At 41.2% G+C, this 22525-nt stretch carries 30 protein-coding genes; 7 read left to right on the forward strand and 23 right to left on the reverse strand.

What is annotated here, in order from left to right; genetic code table 11:
* From K7887_RS13330 to K7887_RS13380, 11 genes are all read right to left on the reverse strand, one after another.
* Complete coding sequence (locus K7887_RS13330; protein WP_223493735.1) at positions 1-450, reverse strand: hypothetical protein; 450 nt, start codon at positions 448-450, stop codon at positions 1-3.
* Positions 434-928, reverse strand: coding sequence for a GNAT family N-acetyltransferase (locus K7887_RS13335; RefSeq protein ID WP_223489794.1), 495 nt, complete (start codon positions 926-928; stop codon positions 434-436). The genes K7887_RS13330 and K7887_RS13335 overlap by 17 nt, the downstream gene beginning before the upstream one ends.
* On the reverse strand, positions 925-1704 hold the full coding sequence (locus K7887_RS13340) for an aminoglycoside adenylyltransferase domain-containing protein (protein ID WP_223493651.1): 780 nt from the start codon (positions 1702-1704) through the stop codon (positions 925-927). Before K7887_RS13340 ends, K7887_RS13335 begins: the two co-directional genes overlap by 4 nt.
* A 1-nt stretch (position 1705) precedes the next feature.
* Entirely contained in the window at positions 1706-2326 is a 621-nt protein-coding gene (lepB, locus tag K7887_RS13345) for a signal peptidase I (protein WP_223489796.1), read from the reverse strand.
* An 82-nt stretch (positions 2327-2408) separates the two neighbouring features.
* Positions 2409-3074 carry an HAD hydrolase-like protein gene (locus tag K7887_RS13350; protein WP_223489798.1) on the reverse strand — a complete coding sequence of 222 codons (666 nt, stop codon included), beginning with the start codon at positions 3072-3074 and terminating at the stop codon, positions 2409-2411.
* 24 nt (positions 3075-3098) lie between these two features.
* Positions 3099-3452, reverse strand: coding sequence for a cupin domain-containing protein (locus tag K7887_RS13355; RefSeq protein WP_223489800.1), 354 nt, complete (start codon positions 3450-3452; stop codon positions 3099-3101).
* A gap of 18 nt (positions 3453-3470) precedes the next feature.
* Positions 3471-4256: an ABC transporter permease gene (locus K7887_RS13360; RefSeq protein ID WP_223489802.1), complete on the reverse strand. Its 786-nt coding sequence runs from the start codon at positions 4254-4256 to the stop codon at positions 3471-3473.
* Entirely contained in the window at positions 4257-5021 is a 765-nt protein-coding gene (locus tag K7887_RS13365; protein ID WP_223489804.1) for an ABC transporter permease, read from the reverse strand.
* 5 nt (positions 5022-5026) lie between these two features.
* A complete protein-coding gene (locus K7887_RS13370; protein WP_223489806.1) occupies positions 5027-5977 on the reverse strand; it encodes an ABC transporter ATP-binding protein in 951 nt (316 codons plus the stop codon).
* Between the two features lie 182 nt (positions 5978-6159).
* Positions 6160-6408, reverse strand: coding sequence for a DUF2552 family protein (locus K7887_RS13375; protein WP_223489808.1), 249 nt, complete (start codon positions 6406-6408; stop codon positions 6160-6162).
* A complete protein-coding gene (locus K7887_RS13380; protein ID WP_223489809.1) occupies positions 6405-6740 on the reverse strand; it encodes an iron-sulfur cluster biosynthesis family protein in 336 nt (111 codons plus the stop codon). Before K7887_RS13380 ends, K7887_RS13375 begins: the two co-directional genes overlap by 4 nt.
* Positions 6741-6906: 166 nt before the next feature.
* Here K7887_RS13380 and K7887_RS13385 point away from each other — a divergent pair, with 166 nt between their 5' ends.
* Positions 6907-7119 (forward strand): CDGSH iron-sulfur domain-containing protein, encoded by a 213-nt coding sequence (locus tag K7887_RS13385; RefSeq protein WP_063560517.1) that lies wholly within the window; start codon positions 6907-6909, stop codon positions 7117-7119.
* Between the two features lie 82 nt (positions 7120-7201).
* On the opposite strand, the gene K7887_RS13390 is transcribed toward K7887_RS13385, so the two are convergent.
* A complete protein-coding gene (locus K7887_RS13390) occupies positions 7202-7819 on the reverse strand; it encodes an HAD family hydrolase (RefSeq protein WP_223489811.1) in 618 nt (205 codons plus the stop codon).
* Between the two features lie 144 nt (positions 7820-7963).
* Between K7887_RS13390 and K7887_RS13395 the strand changes: the two genes are divergently transcribed.
* A complete protein-coding gene (locus K7887_RS13395; protein WP_223489813.1) occupies positions 7964-8479 on the forward strand; it encodes a hypothetical protein in 516 nt (171 codons plus the stop codon).
* A 65-nt stretch (positions 8480-8544) separates the two neighbouring features.
* On the opposite strand, the gene K7887_RS13400 is transcribed toward K7887_RS13395, so the two are convergent.
* The gene (locus K7887_RS13400) at positions 8545-9372 is read right to left on the reverse strand and encodes an SPL family radical SAM protein (RefSeq protein ID WP_223489815.1); all 828 of its coding nucleotides are present in this window, start codon (positions 9370-9372) and stop codon (positions 8545-8547) included.
* A gap of 100 nt (positions 9373-9472) precedes the next feature.
* On the opposite strand from K7887_RS13400, the gene K7887_RS13405 reads away from it, so the two are divergent.
* Complete coding sequence (locus tag K7887_RS13405) at positions 9473-9712, forward strand: HPr family phosphocarrier protein (RefSeq protein WP_010194213.1); 240 nt, start codon at positions 9473-9475, stop codon at positions 9710-9712.
* A gap of 47 nt (positions 9713-9759) precedes the next feature.
* On the opposite strand, the gene K7887_RS13410 is transcribed toward K7887_RS13405, so the two are convergent.
* Positions 9760-10083 carry a YolD-like family protein gene (locus tag K7887_RS13410; RefSeq protein WP_010194209.1) on the reverse strand — a complete coding sequence of 108 codons (324 nt, stop codon included), beginning with the start codon at positions 10081-10083 and terminating at the stop codon, positions 9760-9762.
* 41 nt (positions 10084-10124) lie between these two features.
* Positions 10125-11381, reverse strand: coding sequence for a Y-family DNA polymerase (locus K7887_RS13415; RefSeq protein WP_223493652.1), 1257 nt, complete (start codon positions 11379-11381; stop codon positions 10125-10127).
* A gap of 184 nt (positions 11382-11565) precedes the next feature.
* Between K7887_RS13415 and K7887_RS13420 the strand changes: the two genes are divergently transcribed.
* Together K7887_RS13420 and K7887_RS13425 are read left to right on the forward strand one after the other, a co-directional pair.
* The gene (locus tag K7887_RS13420) at positions 11566-11763 is read left to right on the forward strand and encodes a YqzH family protein (RefSeq protein ID WP_223489817.1); all 198 of its coding nucleotides are present in this window, start codon (positions 11566-11568) and stop codon (positions 11761-11763) included.
* An 81-nt stretch (positions 11764-11844) separates the two neighbouring features.
* Positions 11845-12360: a hypothetical protein gene (locus K7887_RS13425; protein WP_223489819.1), complete on the forward strand. Its 516-nt coding sequence runs from the start codon at positions 11845-11847 to the stop codon at positions 12358-12360.
* Here K7887_RS13425 and K7887_RS13430 read toward each other — a convergent pair.
* From K7887_RS13430 to K7887_RS13445, 4 genes are all read right to left on the reverse strand, one after another.
* On the reverse strand, positions 12336-13094 hold the full coding sequence (locus tag K7887_RS13430) for an ankyrin repeat domain-containing protein (protein ID WP_223489820.1): 759 nt from the start codon (positions 13092-13094) through the stop codon (positions 12336-12338). The genes K7887_RS13425 and K7887_RS13430 overlap by 25 nt on opposite strands.
* Before the next feature lie 82 nt (positions 13095-13176).
* Positions 13177-13779, reverse strand: a complete 603-nt coding sequence (locus tag K7887_RS13435) for a DUF3221 domain-containing protein (RefSeq protein WP_223489822.1) — start codon at positions 13777-13779, stop codon at positions 13177-13179.
* A 51-nt stretch (positions 13780-13830) separates the two neighbouring features.
* The gene (locus K7887_RS13440; protein ID WP_223489824.1) at positions 13831-14622 is read right to left on the reverse strand and encodes an SDR family NAD(P)-dependent oxidoreductase; all 792 of its coding nucleotides are present in this window, start codon (positions 14620-14622) and stop codon (positions 13831-13833) included.
* Positions 14623-14625: 3 nt separating this feature from the next.
* Positions 14626-15603 (reverse strand): MBL fold metallo-hydrolase, encoded by a 978-nt coding sequence (locus tag K7887_RS13445; RefSeq protein ID WP_223489825.1) that lies wholly within the window; start codon positions 15601-15603, stop codon positions 14626-14628.
* 551 nt (positions 15604-16154) lie between these two features.
* Here K7887_RS13445 and proC point away from each other — a divergent pair.
* Complete coding sequence (gene proC / locus K7887_RS13450) at positions 16155-17003, forward strand: pyrroline-5-carboxylate reductase (protein ID WP_399208375.1); 849 nt, start codon at positions 16155-16157, stop codon at positions 17001-17003.
* Between the two features lie 71 nt (positions 17004-17074).
* On the opposite strand, the gene K7887_RS13455 is transcribed toward proC, so the two are convergent.
* From K7887_RS13455 to K7887_RS13465, 3 genes are all read right to left on the reverse strand, one after another.
* A complete protein-coding gene (locus tag K7887_RS13455) occupies positions 17075-17398 on the reverse strand; it encodes a hypothetical protein (protein WP_223489829.1) in 324 nt (107 codons plus the stop codon).
* A gap of 297 nt (positions 17399-17695) precedes the next feature.
* A complete protein-coding gene (locus K7887_RS13460; protein ID WP_223489831.1) occupies positions 17696-18208 on the reverse strand; it encodes an NUDIX hydrolase in 513 nt (170 codons plus the stop codon).
* A 508-nt stretch (positions 18209-18716) separates the two neighbouring features.
* Positions 18717-20318, reverse strand: coding sequence for a M20/M25/M40 family metallo-hydrolase (locus tag K7887_RS13465; protein WP_223489833.1), 1602 nt, complete (start codon positions 20316-20318; stop codon positions 18717-18719).
* Positions 20319-20456: 138 nt separating this feature from the next.
* Here K7887_RS13465 and namA point away from each other — a divergent pair, with 138 nt between their 5' ends.
* Positions 20457-21473, forward strand: a complete 1017-nt coding sequence (gene namA, locus K7887_RS13470) for an NADPH dehydrogenase NamA (protein WP_223489835.1) — start codon at positions 20457-20459, stop codon at positions 21471-21473.
* 36 nt (positions 21474-21509) lie between these two features.
* Here namA and K7887_RS13475 read toward each other — a convergent pair whose 3' ends face one another.
* The gene (locus K7887_RS13475) at positions 21510-22451 is read right to left on the reverse strand and encodes a hypothetical protein (RefSeq protein WP_223489836.1); all 942 of its coding nucleotides are present in this window, start codon (positions 22449-22451) and stop codon (positions 21510-21512) included.
* Positions 22452-22525 lie beyond the last annotated feature (74 nt).

Consider the following 22525-nt stretch of genomic DNA (forward strand, 5'->3'; position numbering starts at 1 on the left):
CTATTCGCCTCCTTTGAGATCATTTATTATGGTTGCAATTTGTTCAGTCAGTGTTACTTGGCTACTAATAATCCAAACCAAAAATGCGATTAAAACAATTGAATAGAATGTTACGTACCTTTTCCAGTTATTTTCAGGTCTAAATGACTTATAAGCGTTTTTGAATAACAACGCAAAAAACACCAAGCAAAATACATAGGTCACATTCCAATAAGCATCTGCTTTTGATATCAGCTCAATTGCTTGTATTGCTTCATTGGTAGGAGTGTTTATTACTTGATCCTTTATTAGGTATCCTTTTTCAATGGTCAGTTCTTCATTTTCATGGAATTGATACGAATATCCTGTTAAATTGAAGTTGGTCACTGTAGTAAATAGTATGAGGCTAAGGGAACTAAGTATATATACAATAAAAATATGTTTGATTTTAATTTTAGTAATGAGTATCACTCCAAGTTTCTAATGGCTTAACGAATACCACCCGATCCTGCCCGAGCCCATCATAGTTCTGATGAATGGGAATTCCGTTCATTACCACATCCCCATCCTTCATGGTAAAACCCATTTTTGTATGGAATTTAATGGAGGCGGTATTCACAGGCGAGGTCACACAGCTCACTTGTGTACAGCCTTTTTCCTTAACCTTCTGAAAAAAATGTTGATAGAGCGTTCTTCCTATATTTCTCTTTCGAACTTTGGGGTTCACCCCCACAAAATGTATGTATGCTTGGTGTGGATTGGATGGAGAAATAAAGCCTATAACAAATCCGATTGTCTCTCCATTTTCTTCTATAATAAAACTCGTGTTTTTAAAATGATGAATGAATAATCGTGGCAGCATGTCGACCATATCCCGACCGCCCCACCATGTGTTAAGATTTGTGGATAGGCGGAGAAAATCTTCGTCTTGTATGTTTCTTATTTTCATACGCTTGATCCTCCCACTCGTTTTTCTACCTCACTTTGTATGTAATCTCGTATACTCGTTAACTCTTCCTTGTGAAATTCCCTTACTCTATTACCCTGATAGCTCTCTACCACTTTTCGGATGGTCTCCTTGTACTCCTGTGGAAAGGAAGTCAGCCCATATTCTCCTGCTTCTAGTTTGGAAGAAATCACTTCCTCTTTTACGTACCAATACACTCTTATCAAGTTCAGCACACAATAAACCGGCTCCGCCTCCACATTTTTTAAACAATCCTGAAAGTCTGCGAGGATAGAAGATAAATAGTGAGTTGGCGGAATGACAGGAAAAACATCATCTATCGGAGGACCTTCCCAGCGGATGCCTCTATGATTGAGTATTGTTAGATGGGCTGCCAGATCAGGGTCCACTTTATGATCATTATTAATTGCTTCATATTGATCCGTTAACAGTTGCTGCTCAAAGCTTTGCCTCCACCCTTCACTATAGTGGAATTCATAAGGACTTGGATGAGTCCAGTTTTCAAGTTGCTTCTGTGTTAAAAAACTGACTTCAATCGGATATGGGTCGTAAGAAATGGCAAGCAGAAATTTTGCTAACTTGCATTGCGTAGCGATGTCCAGCGAATCTTTCACTACTACCAATAGGTCTACATCACTTCGATCCGGATTAAAGCCACCCATTGCCCAAGAACCATGAATATAAAGGCCAAGGAAGTTTTCTTTTGTGATGTTTCTGAACTTATTTGTTAGCTTGTTAAAATAGTTATCCATATGCATATTATTCAACTGTATCAACCCGATTGAATGGGTAATATCTCAGGACCACTTTTCCCATCACGTTTTCTTTCGGAATAGAGCCAATCTCACGGCTATCTCTGCTTTCATTGCGGTTATCTCCCATCACAAAAACATGTCCTTCTGGAACCGTCACTTCTTCAAACGGATAAAGCATTTCTTCTTGTATGTACTCTTCTACCAGTGCTTCCCCATTCCGATAAACGGTTCCTCCGCGATATTCCAACTTGTCGCCCTCTACACCAATTACTCGCTTAATCCAGTAATTCTTTCCTTGTGTTTCATTTAACACAGCGTTTACTAATGGACTTTCCTTAAAATTATCCGTCAAGCTTCTTTCTCGCTCCACCCTACTATCAATGACAACGATATCATTATACTTTGGATCGATCCCCACCATATACCCGCTTTTAAAGATTAAAACTTTATCCCCATCATCCTTGCTGGTCCAGATATCCTCCCCATCTAACGTGGGCTCCATGGAACTCCCTTTTACGGTAAATGGCTGCACAACCAATGCACTGACAAGAAATGCGAAAAAGAGTCCGATAACGCAGGCCTTCCCCCAACTAAACAATTCTTTTTTAATTTTTTCTGTTTTCATATGTATCACCCTTATTTTCTTAGAGATGTTGCCTGTCCTAGTACTACGTTTTTAAAGGGAAAAAGGTTCCAATTTCCAATGATTACTTCACTGCTTTTTCAACTATTACATTGTTCAACTCTTCAAAACTACTAATCACAAAATCCGCTTGTGCAAGCTCTTCTTCCTGTGCAAAATCAAACCTGCATCCGATTGCCGTCAATCCATTTCCTTTTGCCGCATTAATATCCGATAGTCGATCCCCAACAACCGCACCATGTTGTATGGAGTACTTCTTCACTATTTTGCCCACTAGCTCTGTCTTGTCTAAGGATTCAATTTGGTCGATACTGAACACCTCTGTTATCCACTGCATTAAATCATACTGTTCCACTATCGCACGTAGATAAGGCGTCTGCCCGTTGCTTGCTATGTAAAGTTCCATTTTTTGTTCCTTCAAATCCCTTAGTACATCCTGCACTTTTGGGTACAGAGCCCCTTTGCCACGCTTAATGTTGTGTATTAATTTTTCATGGAAAATCTTGTTTGCCGCGTTCCTCTCTTCAAGTGAATGGGAAGGTAAAAGTGTTTCCCACACTACTGGCAGGGGAACTCCCATAATTCTTCTGTAGGTATCAATTGGAGTAGGCTTTTCTTTCTCCCAAACATTCATTTCCGCTAAAAGCTTGAATGTATCATCTAAAGCCAACTCTAATATTCTATCTGTTTGAAAAAGAGTTCCATCCATGTCAAAGATTATTGCTTGCATTGTTTTGCTCCTTTATCTTGTTGTTTATTTTTCTTGAAGAAGGGAGGTATCGATTGTTTCGGATTCAACTACCAAAGCAAGCATCCCGCTCTTGCTTCCAGATTCATGCCATTCACCCTTATCCCACATGACTCCCTCTCCACTTTTAATAGAGATTCGTTCCCTGTCTGTTCCAGTTACCCACCCTTCCCCTTGGACAACAATGTACAACTGCTCTACGGTTGCCTGATGATATCCAACTTCACCGCCTGCATCCAATTGAATAAATCCGATACTATTCTCCTGCTGGTTTCTACATACTTTCATAAAATGGGCAGCCTGTGAATCGTATTGTTTTATTGGGAAACCTACTTCTTTATCAAATCGAAAAAATTTCATTGCTTACTCCTCTCTCACTTACACATTTTTAAATAGTGCTCCCTGCCTTCTTGCAAGCCGCTCCATCACATTGACCAGTATGAGGGCAATGATGAAATACACGGCACCTACCATTAACTCATTTAACAAGAGCGGACTTATCGCGTTGTATTCCAGCTGATAAATGGACCGAATTGCTTCTATGCTATTAGTAAGCGGCAATACTCTTGCCACCGCCTCCATCGGTCCAGGAAGTAGACTGACAGAAAAGTTCACTCCACAGAAAACCTGAAACGAAGCGATCATGAAATTCAAGAACAGGTTTACATTGGAAAACAATAAACTGACACATGCAAAAAGCAGCGAAAAGCTCAAAAGAGAAAACATGGTTACCACAAATAGAAGTAACAAATGACCAAACTGCTCCACCGGAAGTTCAATTCCAAACAAAAGTCTCGCGATGATGAGCCCTACTATAAAAACAAACAACCCATCCAGTAGAGGAACTATCGCTTTTCTTGAGATGATGACAAACGTTGAAGTTGGTGAAGCAATATTCAACTCCAATGTTCCATATTGCCTCTCCCCCCTGAACATAGACATAAAATTAATCATCATCGTCCGCCCGGTATAGAAAACAACGTTACCGAGTACAACATAGGACAAATACTCAGGACCTGCAATCGCACTTACTAATGTGGCAAAAAATAAATAGTGCATGAAAGGATCCAAAATCCTGAAGAGAATAAACAATCTCAGTGTCTGAAAAGAATAAAGAGCTTTATAAGATAGATAAGTAAAACCAAATTTATTGAGAAGTATCATTTATATGGCCCCCAGACTGCCATGATTTCTTAGTACCATTTCCATTCGTTTGATGATGAGAACGGAAAGGAGAAAATACACAACACTTACCAGTAAAGCGATTATCATGGTAGTAAACATTTGCGGTGACAATGCAAGGGTTTCATATACCCCCTGAATACCCCAAGTCATCGGAATAACATAGGCAATCGCTCTAAAAATCCATGGCAAACTGTCCACTGGCACAAATAGCCCACATATTAAAAGTACCGGGATCAAAATTAAGTTCTGATAATCAAATACATTTTGAAACGTAACAAATACGATGGCAAGTATCATACCGACGACACTCAAGGAGAACAATAGAACCAGAACGGAAAGAAAAAAGAGTCCATAATTTTGAATTCCAACCGGTAATTGAAAAATGAATCTTGCATATACGAAACTAAGAATCATTGATAATAGAGCGATAAATGCATTGCTGATGGCCTTGGTTAGAATCACTTGGAATAAGGATACAGGCGCTGCAATCAAAAGCTTCAGCGTGTCGCTCCACTTTTGAGAAATCAAAGCCGAACCAGAGGAGTAAAGTACATAGCTCCACATACTAATTAAAGCAGACGCCACCACAAATTTCTCAACATTCACGCCACCGCGCATCTGCTGCAGAAAATAGACAATTGCCAAGAACATTAACGGTTGAAAAAACAGTAAAAACTGATACATTTTGTTTTGAAAGTTAGTAAAATATTTGAGCTCTCTCACTAGTAAGAAGAAAAAATTCATGCCCGTCACCCCACATCCTTCATGTGGTGAACATACGCATCTTCTAACGATATCTCACGTCGTTCAAGCTTAATGACATCGCCATACTTTGCGAGATATTCTTTCAATTGATTCAAATTGGCTTCTTCCTCTTCCACCTGAAACATAACAGAGTAATAAGGCTCTTTAATTTCTGTCACTTCTACCTGTTGCAGGAACTTATCCTCTTTCAGTTTGGCAGTATCATAGACTTGCATCGTAGCTTCAAACAACTTTAGGTGGTTGCAACTCTCTTTTATATGTGTCGGATCCCCAATCATACTGATTTCCCCATTTTTGATAAAAGCAATTCGATCACACAGCTCATCTGCTTCCTGCATGTAGTGTGTCGTTAAAATGATGGTAATACCTTTTTGGGCAAGTTCTTTCACAATATCGCGGAGAAGTCTTGCTCCAATCGGATCGAGCCCTATTGTTGGTTCATCAAGGAAAATGATTTTCGGGTCATTGATCAAGCATCTTGCAATATGTAGTCGCTGTACCATTCCTTTAGAATACGTATGTATTTTCTGGTTTTCTGCGTCTGTTAACCCTACTAATTCAAGTAACTGGGAGATAAGTTGGGATTGATCTTTGTTAGGAATCTTATATAAGGTGCAAAAATAGTGCATATACTCTTTGGCTGTAAGACGCCCGTAAACTCCGCGCTCCCCTCCGTAGACGAAGTTTATTTTGGCTCTGATTTTACTGCTTTCTTTTACCACATCATACCCGAGCACTTTCACGCTTCCTGCTGACGGTAAAAGCAACGTCGTCAAAATCTTTATCGTCGTGGTTTTTCCTGCTCCATTTGGTCCCAGAAGTCCAAACACTTCCCCTTCCATGACCTCGAAGTTTACTTGATTAAGTGCCGTCTTTTTTTCACCCTTCATTTTGTACGTTCTTAATAAACTCTCTACCTCAATTACTTTTTTCATATTTTTGGCCCCATTCTGAAAATTATAACTGTTATTATAGAGAAGATTGGGTGAGGTGTAAATAATTGGTTTTATCTTTCCCGAGAATATAGGAGAATTTTATCAATTAATAGTTCTTCATCTCCCGCCGATATACAAAAAAGCCGAAGAACAAAGTTCCCCGACTTTTTAGCTTAATCCACTTACCCTAACACATCCGTAATCCCGTCCATATTTTTCGAAATCCATTCCACTGCCACATCCAGGTTCTCAAATTCTTGAACCTCGAATGTTACTTCATCCTGAAGCAGCCATACATCTTTGTCTTCATGATTGATGCCACCTATCGACCAGTGCAACAGGCTGTAAGGGTGATTATGATTTAAAAATGAAGCCCAAGTTTTCGATTGGGCCACATTTTTCAATGAGTTGATTTTGCCCCCATTGCTCATTTTGCTCCCTCCACTACCAATAAACTCATTCGTGGATTTAGTATCTGGCTTGGACATTTCAGCATGTAGCAGTTTGCACTTTCCACAAAATCAACTGTCATGTCTTCATCAAAAAAGACTAGCTTGGACTTTTCCATTAATAATGGACCTATGTTTGTTTCTAGCTCTACATCGTCATCGTCTTTTTCCGGTGTGATCCATAGGGCGGAAACTCCGCTAACGACGCACCCACATCCATCTGTATCATATTTTAGCTTCAACCATTTTCCTTCTTGGTTTTCAAGCTTTGCTTTTACTCTTTCTGCTGCTTTCTCTGTAAACGTTACTTTCACGTTTCATGCCTCCAACTGTTTCATTGTTAGCCTGATTGTACCATATATTGCTCATTAGTATAACTAGAAGGCATTTGGAAAGGATGGTAGTGGATAAGTTCTTGTTGTCAAAATGGATAATTGTAGGTACGATACTAATATCTTTATTAGAAGGAGGGGATTACCAATGTCAAAAGTAACAATTAAAGTGATGGATAACGGAGGCTTCCGTGTAACAGGTGATGTAGAGTTAATTGATGCAGAAGGAAACAAGTTTGAGGACAAGCCTGCATTCACTCTGTGCCGTTGCGGCCTATCTAAAAAGCTACCATACTGTGACGCTTCCCATAAAGGGAATTTTGAATCCTGTGTGCGCGCTGCCCAAGTATTGAACGACTAATTTGGCGCAGCATTAAAATTAATGCAAAGGAGCTGCATCTATGATTGCAGCTCCTTTCTTCATTACTGGTTATTAGCTAATACTAGAAAATCTTCTTAAGATCGTTAAGTGAATGAAGAATATAATCATATTCTTCCACTTCCCCAAATCCATAACTAGCGTAAACAAACGGAATACCCGCTACCTTCGCTGCTTGCTGGTCTCCAAGCGTATCCCCTACATAGACAGGGCTCTCAAGTTGATTGCGTTCCATAATTAATTTTATATTTTCACCTTTTGAAAGTCCTGTTCTCCCGGGATTCTCATAGTCAATAAAATGTGTCTCCAATTGATGGTATTTATAAAAAGCTTCTATGTATCCTTCTTGGCAATTACTCACGATAAAAAGTTTGTATTTTTGAGATAAGCTCTCTAACACTTCTTCTAATTGTTCGTAAAGCCGACCTCCTTTTTGCTCTAGAAGCACTCTCTCCGCTTCGCAACATTTGCTAGACAATTGAGTACGATACGTTTCTTCCATATCCGGAAAGAGAATTTTCTCTATTTCATGCATTTGAAGCCCCATGGTAGCTTTCAAATCATCACTTGTTAACTCCTTCTCAATCTTTTTATCATTTTTCAGAATTTCATTCCAAGCCACCAGTACTGTTTCGCTTGAATCCCATAACGTACCATCTAAATCAAAAATAATGCTGTCCATTTGTTACCCTCCTTTATTCTATTTCCAATCTTAGCCCATTTACCATATTACTATTTTTCTATTGTAACGTATTTTTGCTTTTTTCTGTGAACAACAGTAACTTTATTCCAATTTTATCGTCTATAAAGAAGAGGTGGTTATTGCATGAAGCGCATTTATATTATATTGTTACCAATCTTATTCTTACTTTCCTCTTGCAGTTCTGATGAAGATGTAAGTGCTCCAATTCTGTCTGATGTTAGTACTCCCGTCATGCCTGCTGATTTTGAATTCAGCCTTACATATGGTACCTACGGTAAACAAAAAGTGGATACTTTTAATGACACGATAATTAAAGATCTAGTGATAGACGGAACCATAGAAGCTAAGATATCTTTTACAGCCGAAGAAAAAAACCTCATCTATGATGAAATGTTGAAAATAAACATAATGGGAGATTTGGCCATTGATAGAGAGCTTCAGTGTGCAATTGAACCTCCTTCATTCACTTCTTGGCACATCCAAATGAACGGGGAAACGAAGGAGTTTTCATATACTAATTTTTGCGAGTATAATGGAGACGCTAAAAATCTGAGGAACTTGGAGAACCTTATACATAAATTAGTTGCAGCCAAGGAGGCGTATCAGGAGTTACCTGATTTAAATGGCGGGTATGAATAAAATGAAACTTCCCTCTACACCCGCAAAAGCTTAGGATTCTTGCCACCCTAAGCTTTTGCGTCCCACTATACTTTAGGCGGAAAGAACCCCTCTGGACTCATCATAACTTGTTCTTCAGGAAATACCGTTCGCATTACCTCAAAGACCTCCTGTTGCACATTTCCTTCCACCCACTTCGCCTTTTCTCCTGTTTCATATTTCTTATATACACCTAAACGGGCCGTCCGTTTGCCTCCACTTCCGTCCCCTGTAAAATCATCCACACACACCCTATCCACTATTCCTTTTAGTTTTAACGCAAATTCTTCGGAAAACGGCAAGGCTGGTGCAATAGCCACTTGGGTTGGAATTCCCTCTTTATGCAATATTTTTAATGCTTTAAGTCTTGCAGCTATTGGTGGAGCTGAGGGTGAAAACCTTTTGCGTACCTCTTCTAGGTCTGTTTCTATTGTGATGCTTACCATCACGCGGTCTCCTAATTTCTTTAGGAGGTCGATGTCTCTTGTTACTAATGGGCTTCTTGTTTGAACAAAAAGAAAGTCAGGCGGCTCTTCTGCCATTACTTCTAAAAGGGTTCGGGTAACCTCTTCCTTTTGTTCTACCGGTTGATAAGGATCCGTACTGGATGACATAAAAATGCTGATGGGTTGCTCTTTTTTTCTCAAAAGCCGTATTTCTTTGGAGAGCTTTTCTTTTACATCCTTCTTCACATCCACCCATGTGCCCCATTCTTGCTTGCGGAACAAACCAACCGGGCTTTGTCTCACATAACAATAGGAACAACCAAAGGCACAACCGATATAGGGGTTGAGGGTGTGGGTATAGCCTTTCAGAAAGCCACTTGCTTTCGTCAAAAGTTTTTGTGGTGTCTTCTCTGTTACTTCAACTCTCATCCTTTTTCTCCCTACTTCCATCATATCAATATTTTTCTCTTGTTGTTTCCATCATTTTCTTTATACTTAAAGTATTACAATACAAAAGGGGTAGATACATATGGTACTTACAGTTTTAAAACCTATTTTTGCAGAGTCTGCAAGCAATCTAGTGAATACAATCAGTTCTTATTCCGGAACGGTTTTATTTAAAAAGGAGCATTGGGTAGTTGATGCAAAAAGTTTGCTTGGTGTCTTGGCGCTTGCCCTTCAGCCAGGCCAGGAAGTAGAAGTTACTTCTGATGAAGGCGAAGAAGTATTTGAGGCGATTTTGGCTCTTGGGTACTTTGAAAAGAAATAATAATGGAGCATCCTTCCTCATTTATTGGGAAGGATGTTTTTGTTTTATCAGGAAATATCCAAAATATCATCTACACATAAACAGCCTGCTTCGCCAAACTTATCCACCACATGCAAGCGCCTCTGATAGGCATCGAGATGATGCACCGCTCCTACAAACAGATGGTATCTTCTTTTTTCATAATAGGTAATGGTTACTTCCTTACCCGTTTCCATCGCTTCGCAAAACAGTTCATTCATTTCCTCAAGCCGCTGCTCATCAATCTCCGGCTTGGTTTGGTATAAATCCTCTTTGGTCCAATCGCGCAGCATTTTGACATGCTCCGGCAGCATCATGGACGTCCATTTAATGGTTCCGCGATCTCGTATCATCCTTAACATCCTTTCTTACGTTTCTTGCTATAACAAATTCTCTACGCCTTATGCCCACCAACCAATCTGCTTCGATGAACTGCAGTTCCGGCGTTGGTATAGGACACAGCCCGCAATAGTGCATTGGTTCCGTATTTTCCGCGGATGGTGTCCATTACATAGCCTAGTTCGCGTTTTTTTGGCTGTTCGAGTTCAAACAGGCTCAGTTGCATTTCACTGTCCTCCACGATGTTAGAGAGGGAGACGGCAATTTTCCGGACGGTTTTTGGTTCATAATTTTCGTCAAACAGTTCGAGGCAGGTACGGTATAAGTCCATTGTGACGTTGCTTGCTCGTTCCATCGTTCGGGAGCGATAGAATCCTCCGCCAAGTTCATCGCGGCTGTAGCCGATTCCAAGGCTGATGGTACGGCCGGCTTTTCGGTGATGCCGTGTTCTTCTGGCGACTTCCTCACAGATTTCCAAGATGACTTGTTTCACTTCTTTCGGGTCTGTATAGTCGCGCATTAAAATCTGACTTTTGCCGAAGCTGATCTGCCCCTGAATAATGGGGGCGCCAAGCTCTGATAAATCAATCCCCCAGGCATGATAGTACAGTTGATTTCCCATCACGCCGAATTTTTTCTCCAGCAGCTCGAGGGGGTAATTTGCGAGCTGTCCAACATTGAAAATTCCCATTCGATTTAACGTTTTTTGTACTCTGGATCCAATTCCCCACATTTCACTGAGAGGGGAAAGCGGCCAAAGTTTGGTTTTTACATCGTCATAGGTCCATTCCGCTATGCCCTTCTTTTTTGCTTCAAGATCCAGACAAAGCTTTGACATGAGCATGTTTGGGCCAATTCCGATGGCGCATGGAAGCTGAAATTCCCGCTCCATGTCCTCTTTGATTTTTTCAGCAATCGTGGTTGCATCTCCCCAAAGTGCCTCTACCCCGTCGACTTGCAGGAAGCTTTCGTCGACACTATAGGTATGGATGGCGTCCTTTGGGACATATCGGTTGAAGAGTCTGGTGATTTCTGTGGAGATGCGCAGATAAGTTGCCATCTTTGGGTTTACAATATGGATACGTTCATCATTTGGAATCTCAAATCGGCGGGAACCTGTCTTGATTCCAAATTCCTTTTTCAGCATGGGAGAGGCCGCAAGTACGACGCTCCCCTGTCGTTCCGTATCTCCAACCACTGCCAAATAGCAGGTGAGCGGATCGAGTCCCATCATCACTGCAGAGCAGCTGGCATAAAAGCTTTTCATATCTACACATAAAATCTTGTTGTTTGGCATCTTGCTGTAATCCATGTCCACGAACCTTCACACCTCACTAAACAGAAAGTATGTTCGCATTAGTAGTATATACCCAATAATAAGCGAATATACGTTCGGTTTCAATGGTAAATTCCACTACATATTTCGACAAATGCCTTTTCCATGTGCTTGTTAAGTGGGTAAAACCTTTATAATAAAGGAAATGAGGTGAGCGAAAATGGAGAGAAATTTAGTAAAAAAAATGATTCGAAATTGTTTTATTCAATATCAGCATGATTTTGAATCTGTTCCGCTTAATGAGGAAGAGTATGAAAAAATGGCAAGTGAAGTAAATCAACTAACTTCCGAAGATCCTGCATTGGATGTGTTTGAAGTGGTCCAGGATGTGGTGTATGAGTATTTAAGTAAATGGTAAGAGCACATGGCAAAATAATTCATAAATCCGGTGTAATTACACAAGATAAAAGAAGAGTTCATCTAGAAAAGGAGCGACATCATGAAGAAAAAGCCTGTGCTCGTATTATGGATAATGGTATTCATCTCCATTCTGACACTCCCTTTTCTTGGGTGGAAGCACTTTAAACGTTTTTTGCCCGGAACATTATTTATGTCTATATTAATTGCATTAGAGAGCATTGTGGCGGAAAAGTATAAATGGTGGACCATCTATAAAAAAATCCCGCCCTATTTTGTGAATGAATTTGCCTTTATAGTTGGTCCGTTCTTTGCTGGTTCCCTGTGGATATTACGCCTTACATACGGAAGATTCTATTTGTATTTCCTTTTGAATGCATTTGTGGATGCCGTTTTCGTTTATCCCATTAATGTTCTATTTGAAAATATAGGGATATTTAAGATGAAAAAGATGAACCGTCATCAACTATATGGGCTATTTTTAATAAAATCCATATTGATGTATGGTTTCCAAGGTATGTGGGAGAAGTATGTTCGTAAGAGTTCAACCAAAAAGCCTGAACAAGAAGGACCTTACCCGATTTCCCCTGCAGAGTAAGCGCCTTTCCCACGGAGCCACTCGATTAGCTTCACATCTGTATTATTGCGAACTGCAGCATCAAGTGGAGTAAGGTGGTCATAACCAATCCAGTTGAGATCCGCTCCTTGGCCGAAAAGGTATTCTGCCGCCATCAATTGACCACCATGGCATGCCAACCAAAAGGCTTGAGTGGTTTCAAATGCGGAAGGAAGCTGATCACCTTCATAGTATGCTTTCACTTCATCGAGCATCCCCAGTGCCGCGGCATTCCAGAGATTTGTCTGTGCTCCACTTTCTACTAGAAGGCGGGCTGCCTCCCATTGCCCAAATGCTACCGCATCGTCTAGTGGAGTTCCTTCTGCGATTACTGCCCCTGTGGCATTTATGTCCGCACCAGCTTCAAGAAGCGTCTGACTCACTTCCACATCATTGCTGCTCGCAGCCCAATGAAGAGGTGTTTCTGTGTGATGACCAGTAAATCTAGCATCTACTTCTGCTCCCGCCTCCACTAATGTGCGTACAACGGTTGCTCCGTTCGGAAAGTGACCAGGCCAGTCGGTCGCCACATGAAGCAAAGTGCGGGATACTCCGAACGCGTCAGATTTTTCATCATGATAGCCTTTGGGGATAATTCTTGCCGTGGCAAGGTGGGGATGAGCAGCAAGTAAACGCTCAAGAGCTGGAACATCACCTGTTTGTACTGCTTTAATGACCTCGATACCTAAATCCTCGTCTTCTAAGATAAAATTCATATGTACGTTGCCTCCATTTCATGTGTAGAACAAAAAAACGCCCTGCACCAATCATACAAGACGTCTCTCATAAGAACCACTATCACTCTTTCACTTCCACCTCAATATCCACTGGCTCGCTGTCATCCAACAGGTTCTTCAAGGTTACCTTATACAAGCCCTCACCCTGTTCCGTCACTTCCTCGACGTGCCATGGATACCCGGCTTCCACTTCTTCTAATGCCTTGGCAATAGCCTTTTGTTCTAATTCATCCTGCTCTTCATCCACCACCACTTTAATGGCGCCAGACTGGGCTGGAAAGGATTCTGCTACAATGCCAGAGTTCCAAACAGTCACTTTCATTCCGACCATAATATTAGCTGCTTCCAACGGCTCACCTGCAGAGTTTTCCACTTTTGTGCTTTCTTCAAGGGTATACATAGTTGCAGAGGTGCCTGAACCGCCGCTACTAGGGTGCTGACCTGTCACTAAAATACGTGTTTGACCTTCATTTGAAATTGAAACGATATAGCCTGTTAAGTCCTCCACTGCCTGATCATCAACATCCACCGGTTCTTCATTAGGCGCTTCTTCATCAGAACCAGGATTGGATCCTGAACTGCTATTGTCGTTTCCACCTGTTGTTCCACAACCGAATAAAAGAAGGAAACAAGCCAGCAATGACATGAATTTTATTGTTTTCATCCTCTTTTCACCTCTTGCTCAATTGGACGGATAAGACAATGAAAGGTTACACTATTTTTGTCGAAAGGCCTTGCCGCCGAATTTTTCCACCACACCAGGAAACACCTGATACAGTTTGCTGGCCATGTTCATCCAACCAGGAAGATTAATTTCCCGGGTACGAGTGAACATCGCATCTGCTATCCGTTTGGCCACATATTCAGGCTCAAGCATCCACTTATCCACCTTTTGCTTATAGCTACCAGATGAATCGGCGATATCAAAAAACTCCGTCCGAATTGGACCAGGATTAACGGATGTTACAAAAATATTCGTATCATAAAGCTCCATTCGCATGCTATTAGTGAAACCCAGAACCGCATGCTTCGTTGCTGCATATACACTTGATTTAGGGGTCGCAATTTTCCCCGCCTGTGAAGCAATATTGATGATATGACCTTGATTTTGCTCGAGCATGGACGGCAAAACCATCTTCGTACAGGCAATTAATCCATACACATTGACCTCAAACATCCCACTCATGTCATCAAGGGAAAGATCAGCAATATCATCAAATTTCCCGTACCCAGCATTGTTCACCAACACATCCACAGCAGGAATATCGGTCATCAATCGCTTGAAAGTATGCTCGATATCTGCCTGTTTTCGAACATCAAGTTGATAAAAAGGAGCCTCTATTTGATGGTTCAACTTTATTTGAGCTGCCACTTGCTCCAACTTATCCAAGGATCGTGCCATGAGTACCGGTGTCGCCCCTCGCTTGGCAACCTCAAGAGCAAGTGCTTTTCCAATTCCACCTGAAGCACCAGTAATAACGATATATTTACCTTGAAGACTAGCCATCGTTTACTTCCCTCCTGCTGTATATGTATAGGGCTTTGATGTTGCATCTTCTACAATCAAACCCTTATCAAGAAGATAATCAACCTGGCCGATCGTTTCAGAAAGTGTCAGTAGCAATTGTTTTTCATAGACAGATTTGAAAAGGTACTGACAGATTTCATAGACAGTTGCAGGTTGATTTTGAAGAAATTTCAATACCTTGTTGGCACGTTTATCTTGTTGTTTCAATCGGGTCTCTAATAACTCGGGTGCATTTCCCACAATATCACCATGTCCTGGCAGTACCCGTTTAATCGGCAAACGTCTCATTTTTTCAATAGAGTGTATGTATTCAAGCATTGCTTTTTTCCGTTCCGTTTCATCCACATAAGGAGGCTCTACCAATGGATTTGGTGAGATATCCGCTAAAATCAAATCTCCACCGATTAATGTTCCACTCTTTTCATCAAATAGAACAAGATGGCTGCTTGCATGTCCTGGTGTTTCCATGATGCGCCAATTTGCCAAACCGTCCAGGCGGTCACCTTCTCCAACGAAAGAAGTGAGCCCCCTGTGGCAAGCAAAGCGTAAAGGCTTATCAATGGCATCCAATACAGGATAAAAGCGTTCCTCTACCCCCATTCGCTCAAACAGCTCTTTATAGTAAGCTTCATGAGTGGAAAAGTAACGATGATCCTGCGTCATCCAAGGATGTGCACGCTTGTGCCCGTAAACAGGAATATTGGAAGGAAAATAATCAAGCAAACCAACATGATCTGGGTGGTGATGCGTCACAACTACTTGATCAATGTCTAAAACCTTCAGTCCATGACTGCTCAACTCGCGCTGAAAAACTTCCCAAGCTTCCATCGTTTTCACACCAGCGTCCACTAAAGTCACTTTATCAGTAATGATAATGTAAGTATGTACGTCCCCAACCGCAAACGGAGTCGGGATTGTAATTTGTTTGATCTCTTGCTTACAAGAAACGTCGTTCATCATAATCCCCTTTTAATTCGTTTTAGTATTTATATATGTAAGTAATGTACAATAAAATTATAACGGAATAATAGACCCAAAACAGCAATTGAATAACCATTCAATTATAGAATGCACTAAATAAGGGAAAAAAGAAAGGGGTATTCCTGAATAACTAATAAAATTTCCCAGTTCATTTTTTTGAAATAACGTCAACGGCTGCATAGGAATTTCGGTTCAGCTTTCTCCAAAAAAAATTAAACAATCGTGACAAATATCCCCTTGACTTTCCCCCCCTTCCGATGGATAATGTATAAAATTACAAATGATAACGTGACGAATGGGACCAATAGAATGCTGCAAGATGAAAAGAGATGGAGGTTCACCGGCTGAAAGGCCTCCTCATCCCCTGCACTTTTGAACCTACCCAGGAACAATCAGGCAAACCTGATCGCCCTCCCACGATACGGGAATTAAAGTTGGGTTCAACTAACCAATTAAGGTGGTACCGCGGATAAGACCTATCCGTCCTTTTCTATAGGACAGATAGGTCTTTTTTCTATTCTTAAAGGAGCGTGTTAACGATGAAGATAGCATTTATAGGGGCGGGATCCATGGCTGAAGCGATTATGGCCGGACTGCTGAAACAGGAAATCTGCACAAAAGAGAATATAAGGGTGACAAATAAACAAGATCAACAACGGCTTGAAAGCCTTAAAAATAAATATGGCGTATCCACTATGGAAAATAAAGAAGCAGCTGTAAAAGATGCAAATGTAATTTTCTTGGCCATGAAACCTAAAGACGCAAAAGATGGGATACAATCCATTAAATCGTATGTAACAAAAGACCAGCTTATTGTTTCTGTACTGGCAGGCATCTCAACTGACGTCATCCAAGATCTTTTCGAACAAGAGTTACGTGTCATCCGCTCCATGCCAAATACGTCAGCAGCCATTGGACTATCTGCGACTGCCATTGCAAAAGGCTCCTTTGCTACTGAAAGCGACCTGGCGCTAGTACAATCGTTGTTCTCAGCAATCGGTCTATGCACCATTGTGGAAGAAGACCAACTTCATGCCGTCACAGGCGTTTCCGGAAGCGGTCCTGCCTATATCTATTACATTGCAGAAGCGATGGAAAAAGCAGCATTGGCTCAAGGTTTGGATATAGATGTTGCCAAAAAACTTGTCAGTCAGACCTTGATTGGAGCTGCTCATATGCTTCAAGAAACAGATAAAGATGCAGAAGTCTTAAGAAAAGAAGTAACAAGTCCAGGCGGAACGACACAGCGAGGGATTTCATTGCTAGATGAACGAAAAGTCTCCGAGGCATTCGAGAGCTGTATTGAAGGAGCGACAGAGCGATCCAGAGAGATGGGAGAGGAAATGGCTGAGAAGTTGAAGGAGAAAGCGTCGAAATAAGTCCATGAAAAAACATAGCACTTTGAAAGGTTACTCCAACTTTTCAAAGTGCTGTGTTTTAATTGCCCAATCTAAAAACTATCATTCTCGCTTCTGATAAGAACTCCGGATGACGCATCATAAATCTCTTTATAGATAAATGAACATTCGTCCTTATCAGAACAATCAATGTAAATGTACTCTAAAGTTAATGCAGGACTTCTAGTACCGCTCATATTCCCGGCATTAATATTGGTGTGATAAGGCTCTGTAAAATATGTCCGCTTTAGTGTTATATCACCCTCAGTGATGGATTGTAATCGTTCAAAGCTCCGAGCCACATGCTTGTCCCACCCCTCAGGGAAAATACGTTCTTTTACAATGGAATTAGAGATTTGCGCATGCGTCATCATCACACCTAAAAGCACCAAATATGCCGAGCAAATATAAAGAATTAGTCGAAGAGGCTTCCAACGGACGGACTTATTTCGAAAGGCATGCAAAGCATTCCAAATAGGAATAAGTATCCACATTAATAAAGGTAGGCCAAAAAAAGAACCGATAATGGTTACTTGGCCGTATGTATCTAATGGGTGAGCAGGATTAAAGATAATAAAAATAAAGTAATATATCCAAATATATATGGTGGCCTTAAAACACAGTGATAACTCGTTTCCTATAAAACGCACGTGAAATCCTCAACTTTATAAAATTTAACGATTTCCTCCACATACACTCCCCATTTCCAGACAATTCTCTAAAACCGCTTGATACACTTTGTTCCACCCTCCATAATAATTCGATACCTCTGCAGGCTTAATAAATAGCCTTTCCGTAGATTCATGTTCTGCCCTAAAACTATGAAACTTCGTAATATCCATTCTATAAAAAACCTGATATCCAACTTTCGGATAAGGACTGTCCTCGTTCCAGTTTGGGTTATTATGATGATCGACCACTATGGAACCAAGCAAGCTGCAATCTCCTTCCACATATCCCTCCTCCATTGCTTCTCTTTGAAAACACATTTCTGGGGTTTCATTGAGTTCGATATGTCCACCAGGAAAGTCCCACCCTCTATCTATGAGGTTGACCAGCATCAACTTATCCTGATAAAAGCAATAGCCGTGAACGCTAGTAATCAGATTTCTTGGCGGAAGTTGAGACTGCTTTTCCCAGGTTAATTGAACGATTGAATCGCCCCACGTTACTCGAATAGATGTCATGCGTCATACCCCTATCATTAATCATATATATAAATTTTAACATAATTAACCAATAAATAATGGTTATTTACACAAAAACGCAGTTACCAAGGTCTTCATCTCGGCGGTGAAGACCTCTCTTCTCCTTTTTTCTCGTGACTGAGGTCTTCATCATGACCATGAGGACCTCTCTTCTCTTTTTAACTTGTCACTGAGGTCTTCATCACGACTATGAGGACCTCTCTTCCTCCTTTTCCTCGTCACCGAGGTCTTCATCATGACCATGAGGACCTCTCTTCTCTTTTTAACTTGTCACTGAGGTCTTCATCACGACTATGAGGACCTCTCTTCCTCCTTTTCCTCGTCACCGAGGTCTTCATCACGACTATGAGGACCTCTCTTCTCTTTTTCCCTCGTCACTCACGTCTTCATCCCGACTATCAAGAATTATCCAAACAACCATTTCACAATTCCGAAGAATAAAAAGCCTGTCCAGAAAGACTAAGGCTCTCCAAACAGGCTTACACCATTATAAATTCTTCACAAAATCAGCCAATATCGGCGGGAATTCTTCAAAAGAAAATTTCACATTCAATCTTTCCGTCCATTGATGAGGGTCTTTCCCAACCGGCCCCAAATTGAACACCGGCATCTGCAATGCTTCCATCTCTGCAAAAGGTAACGAGTATGTCGTCCCATACACTGGAATATTATATGGAAGTCGATCTTTTGCAGAAAAGTCCCCCTTACCTATGAAACTCAAATCGCATAAGCCTGAGAAATAGCGCTGTTCATTAAATTCAACATCCGCATCTACTTTCCACTTCTGAATAAACTCTCGGGCAGAATCCAATAACTCCTTATTGTCCGTTGCCACAGCAGGATAATATGGTGGTGCAAAAAACAGAATGATCATCGGCCCTAAATCCTTGCATAAGGAGGCCACTTCTTCTACAACTTTGATGGACTGCTCTCTTTCATCTAAATGTGAGTTGGATACAATTACCGAAGAAATTCTCATATCCATTTCCTGATCCCCATGAATGGCCTTTGCTTTTTCCAGAATTTCTTCATAGGTATATACCGCTACGTCCACAGGCATTTCCGTAAAAGATGTGAACCGTTTAAATTGCTCGGCTTTCCCTTTGCAAAATTCATTGATATTCTTAGCGGCCTGCTTTGCTATACGAAGGAAATCTGCTTCCCAACTGGTGAGCGATTTTTCCATAAACAAGACATTATATAACGTCACAGCGGTGTGAGGAATTTGGACGGAATACTCCGTTTTCAAATCCTTTTGGATCAAGCTAGTAGGAGGTGGTGTCACTTCCGCACCCACCTGTTCACACAAATCTGTATTCCACTCCATCAGTTTTTGTATCTCTGAAACCATTAAATTAGCATTCAGACCAGCCAAGGGTTCTCCAACATGCGTTTCTTTTCCGTAGCAGAAAAATCCCGGCAAGATCTTTCCGATGGCACCGGTATAAAGATAAAGGTTGTTATCTCCAGGGTATTTTTGAAACATCGGTTCAGAATTGACGCATGCTTTATAGTTCAGTCCGTGTCTGGAAGCGAGTTCCGTTAAAGATGGCAAAGCCTGAAGCATCCCTTGTGAGTTCACTTCTTCATCCGGAACAGCCAATAGGAGCAGGTTTACATCCCATTTCTCCTCAATCGCTTTTTCGAGGAGAGACATTTGAAGAGCCAGTCCCGCTTTCATATCCATGACCCCTCTACCAAACAACCAATCTCCTGATAGAAGGTGTTCCTTTGCTTCAGCAGGAAGCGCATCTACATTGTTCTCAAGTTCACGCGTCAGCTCAACCGGTTGGAATGCCAAATCCTTTAGAAAGCCGTAATCCTCCACTCCTACCACATCAAAATGACTGACAAGCACAATCGTTTCTTTCTTTTCAGATTGCTTCATTAAAGCGGTTACAAAAGAACGCCCATCCTCCATACGATGAAGCTCCAGATTACCAGGGTTCTCTTGGAAATAATCCAGATGATTCAGTTGATAATAAATAAAGGAAGCTAAGCGCTTCTCTTCCCCGGATAATGTCACACTTCCGTGCTGGACAAGGGATACAAGTAGATTTGTCAACTGCTCTTTCGTTTGCCAGTGCATCTCCCATCCTCCTCTAGATAGTAGTATTTTGCTCCTATCATACTACTATTTTCAAGAATTGAACACCTATCTTTTGGTGGCAGCAAAAACGTTTGATATAATATTTTAGGAACTCGAAATATATAGGAGGAATCATTTATGAAATCAGCATTATTTTCCCCATATACAGTAAAAGGTGTCACACTGAAAAATCGGATCGTCATGTCCCCCATGTGCATGTATTCCAGTCATAATGAAGACGGGCATGTTCAAGATTGGCATATGACTCACTATGTATCACGCGCAGTCGGCCAAGTAGGACTGATTATGGTAGAAGCAACAGCTGTCCAGCCACAAGGAAGAATTTCTCCACAAGACCTTGGAATTTGGAATGACGAACATATTCAAGGCTTCCAAGAACTAAATAGGCAAATCAAGGTCCATGGATCCAAAACGGCCATCCAGCTTGCTCATGCCGGCAGAAAAGCAATGGTAGACGGCGATATTTATGCACCAACCGCGTTGGCATTTAACGAAAAAATGAAAACTCCGTTGGAAATGTCTACAGAAGATATAAAAGAAACGATCGCTGCATTTGTCGAAGGCGCAAAGCGTTCTAAGGAAGCAGGATTTGATATTATTGAACTTCACGGTGCTCATGGATATTTAATCAATGAATTCCTATCACCTCTTACGAACAAACGTAAAGATGAATACGGTGGAAGTACAGAAAATCGCTATCGCTTCCTTCGTGACATCATTGATGGCGTAAATGAAGTATGGGACGGACCATTATTTGTCCGTGTATCAGCTAATGACTATCACTCTGAAGGCTTAACAGCAGAAGACTATGTAACATATGCAAAATGGATGAAGGAGCAAGGAGTGGACCTTGTAGATGTCAGCTCAGGTGCGGTGGTGCCGGCAGCGATTGATGTGTACCCTGGCTACCAGGTTGGTTTTGCAGAAACGATCAAGTCCGGTGCTGCTATTGATGCAGGTGCGGTTGGACTGATCACTTCTGGTTTACAAGCGGAAGAAATATTAAGAAATAACCGTGCAGATTTAATCTTTGTTGCAAGGGAACTATTGCGTGACCCTTACTGGCCAAGAACAGCTGCAAAAGAACTTGGTGTTGAGATTGAATCTCCAAAACAATATGATCGTTCTTGGTAATAGAAACGGCCACTCTTCGTGAGTGGCCGCTTTCTTTTAATTTGATGACTCAAGCAGGTTTTTCTTTTCTTCTTTAACAGAAAGCAACTCTTCTTCCATTTGATCTCGCTGGCCTTTCAAGCTTCCAAGCAGCCTGGAAACTCTTCCGATTATTTGAGACGTCTGGTCATAGCTGTCCGTAATTTTCCCGTGCACCATCCAATCGACAATCAGCCCGTCAAAGAAGTAATCAGCAAAAGTCAGCATCCCGCCTACTTCAATCGTGGAATCAAAGTGATGCTTGATATCAAGTAACTCATCTTGGAACACTCTCAATTTATTCTGAGCCTGATGAATATGTTTTTTTGCTTCATCCAAACGGCTATGCTTCATCGCAGTGGAAACCATTCCGCCACCGAACATATCGAACGTGGACCAGCCTTTTGCAGAATCTAAGGAAGATAACGCCCGCTCCAAAGCATGCAATGCCAATTGACCGGCAGCTATTGCCTCATCGTATTCATTCAGGTTCGTTTGCAGGTCTGCTTCTTTATCCGCAAGATCAAATAATTTTACACTCCATACCGAGTTGGAGTCGTGAATAAGCTTTTCCTTCTCCCGAATAATATTATCATATCTAACTGGAGCGTTTGCCACTGGTGCGAGTACCGCTTGAAATTCAGCCAGTTCCCGTTCTACATCCTGTATCGTTTCAACAGCTTCGGTATATTTTAGTTTTGCAGCTAGAGCTTCTTTCTGTTCTTGATCAAGCTTCTCTAGTTTTTTGCCAATCATCGAATAGAAAACACTCGTCAGTGTAAAGCCTTCAAGACGTGCCACATCGTCTTCTTCTTTTTCTAGAAGCGACTCCAACTGAATTTTTTTACGCTGTTCTTCTGCCAAATATGTATTCAGTCTTTCAATATGCTCTTCGTACTTTGCTTTCTTACGCAGGTTATCTTTAACTTCTAGCAACTCCTGATTTAAATCTGTAAACAAAATAAATCCCCCTTTAATTAAAACTCTCCTATTCTATTTACGAATGAAAGCTCCATTAGTTTCAGATTCTTAAA

It is taken from the genome of Sutcliffiella horikoshii, assembly GCF_019931755.1.
Lineage (GTDB): Bacteria > Bacillota > Bacilli > Bacillales > Bacillaceae_I > Sutcliffiella_A > Sutcliffiella_A horikoshii_E.

Bases quoted from the DNA above. Each gene is read 5' to 3' on its own strand.
- K7887_RS13335 (WP_223489794.1), bottom strand. From the start codon at position 928: ATGAAAATAAGAAACATACAAGACGAAGATTTTCTCCGCCTATCCACA.
- K7887_RS13340 (WP_223493651.1), bottom strand. From the start codon at position 1,704: ATGCATATGGATAACTATTTTAACAAGCTAACAAATAAGTTCAGAAAC.
- lepB (WP_223489796.1), bottom strand. From the start codon at position 2,326: ATGAAAACAGAAAAAATTAAAAAAGAATTGTTTAGTTGGGGGAAGGCC.
- K7887_RS13350 (WP_223489798.1), bottom strand. From the start codon at position 3,074: ATGCAAGCAATAATCTTTGACATGGATGGAACTCTTTTTCAAACAGAT.
- K7887_RS13355 (WP_223489800.1), bottom strand. From the start codon at position 3,452: ATGAAATTTTTTCGATTTGATAAAGAAGTAGGTTTCCCAATAAAACAA.
- K7887_RS13360 (WP_223489802.1), bottom strand. From the start codon at position 4,256: ATGATACTTCTCAATAAATTTGGTTTTACTTATCTATCTTATAAAGCT.
- K7887_RS13365 (WP_223489804.1), bottom strand. From the start codon at position 5,021: ATGAATTTTTTCTTCTTACTAGTGAGAGAGCTCAAATATTTTACTAAC.
- K7887_RS13370 (WP_223489806.1), bottom strand. From the start codon at position 5,977: ATGAAAAAAGTAATTGAGGTAGAGAGTTTATTAAGAACGTACAAAATG.
- K7887_RS13375 (WP_223489808.1), bottom strand. From the start codon at position 6,408: ATGAGCAATGGGGGCAAAATCAACTCATTGAAAAATGTGGCCCAATCG.
- K7887_RS13385 (WP_063560517.1), top strand. From the start codon at position 6,907: ATGTCAAAAGTAACAATTAAAGTGATGGATAACGGAGGCTTCCGTGTA.
- K7887_RS13390 (WP_223489811.1), bottom strand. From the start codon at position 7,819: ATGGACAGCATTATTTTTGATTTAGATGGTACGTTATGGGATTCAAGC.
- K7887_RS13395 (WP_223489813.1), top strand. From the start codon at position 7,964: ATGAAGCGCATTTATATTATATTGTTACCAATCTTATTCTTACTTTCC.
- K7887_RS13400 (WP_223489815.1), bottom strand. From the start codon at position 9,372: ATGAGAGTTGAAGTAACAGAGAAGACACCACAAAAACTTTTGACGAAA.
- K7887_RS13405 (WP_010194213.1), top strand. From the start codon at position 9,473: ATGGTACTTACAGTTTTAAAACCTATTTTTGCAGAGTCTGCAAGCAAT.
- K7887_RS13410 (WP_010194209.1), bottom strand. From the start codon at position 10,083: ATGATACGAGATCGCGGAACCATTAAATGGACGTCCATGATGCTGCCG.
- K7887_RS13415 (WP_223493652.1), bottom strand. From the start codon at position 11,381: ATGGATTACAGCAAGATGCCAAACAACAAGATTTTATGTGTAGATATG.
- K7887_RS13420 (WP_223489817.1), top strand. From the start codon at position 11,566: ATGGAGAGAAATTTAGTAAAAAAAATGATTCGAAATTGTTTTATTCAA.
- K7887_RS13425 (WP_223489819.1), top strand. From the start codon at position 11,845: ATGAAGAAAAAGCCTGTGCTCGTATTATGGATAATGGTATTCATCTCC.
- K7887_RS13430 (WP_223489820.1), bottom strand. From the start codon at position 13,094: ATGAATTTTATCTTAGAAGACGAGGATTTAGGTATCGAGGTCATTAAA.
- K7887_RS13435 (WP_223489822.1), bottom strand. From the start codon at position 13,779: ATGAAAACAATAAAATTCATGTCATTGCTGGCTTGTTTCCTTCTTTTA.
- K7887_RS13440 (WP_223489824.1), bottom strand. From the start codon at position 14,622: ATGGCTAGTCTTCAAGGTAAATATATCGTTATTACTGGTGCTTCAGGT.
- K7887_RS13445 (WP_223489825.1), bottom strand. From the start codon at position 15,603: ATGATGAACGACGTTTCTTGTAAGCAAGAGATCAAACAAATTACAATC.
- K7887_RS13460 (WP_223489831.1), bottom strand. From the start codon at position 18,208: ATGACATCTATTCGAGTAACGTGGGGCGATTCAATCGTTCAATTAACC.
- K7887_RS13465 (WP_223489833.1), bottom strand. From the start codon at position 20,318: ATGCACTGGCAAACGAAAGAGCAGTTGACAAATCTACTTGTATCCCTT.
- namA (WP_223489835.1), top strand. From the start codon at position 20,457: ATGAAATCAGCATTATTTTCCCCATATACAGTAAAAGGTGTCACACTG.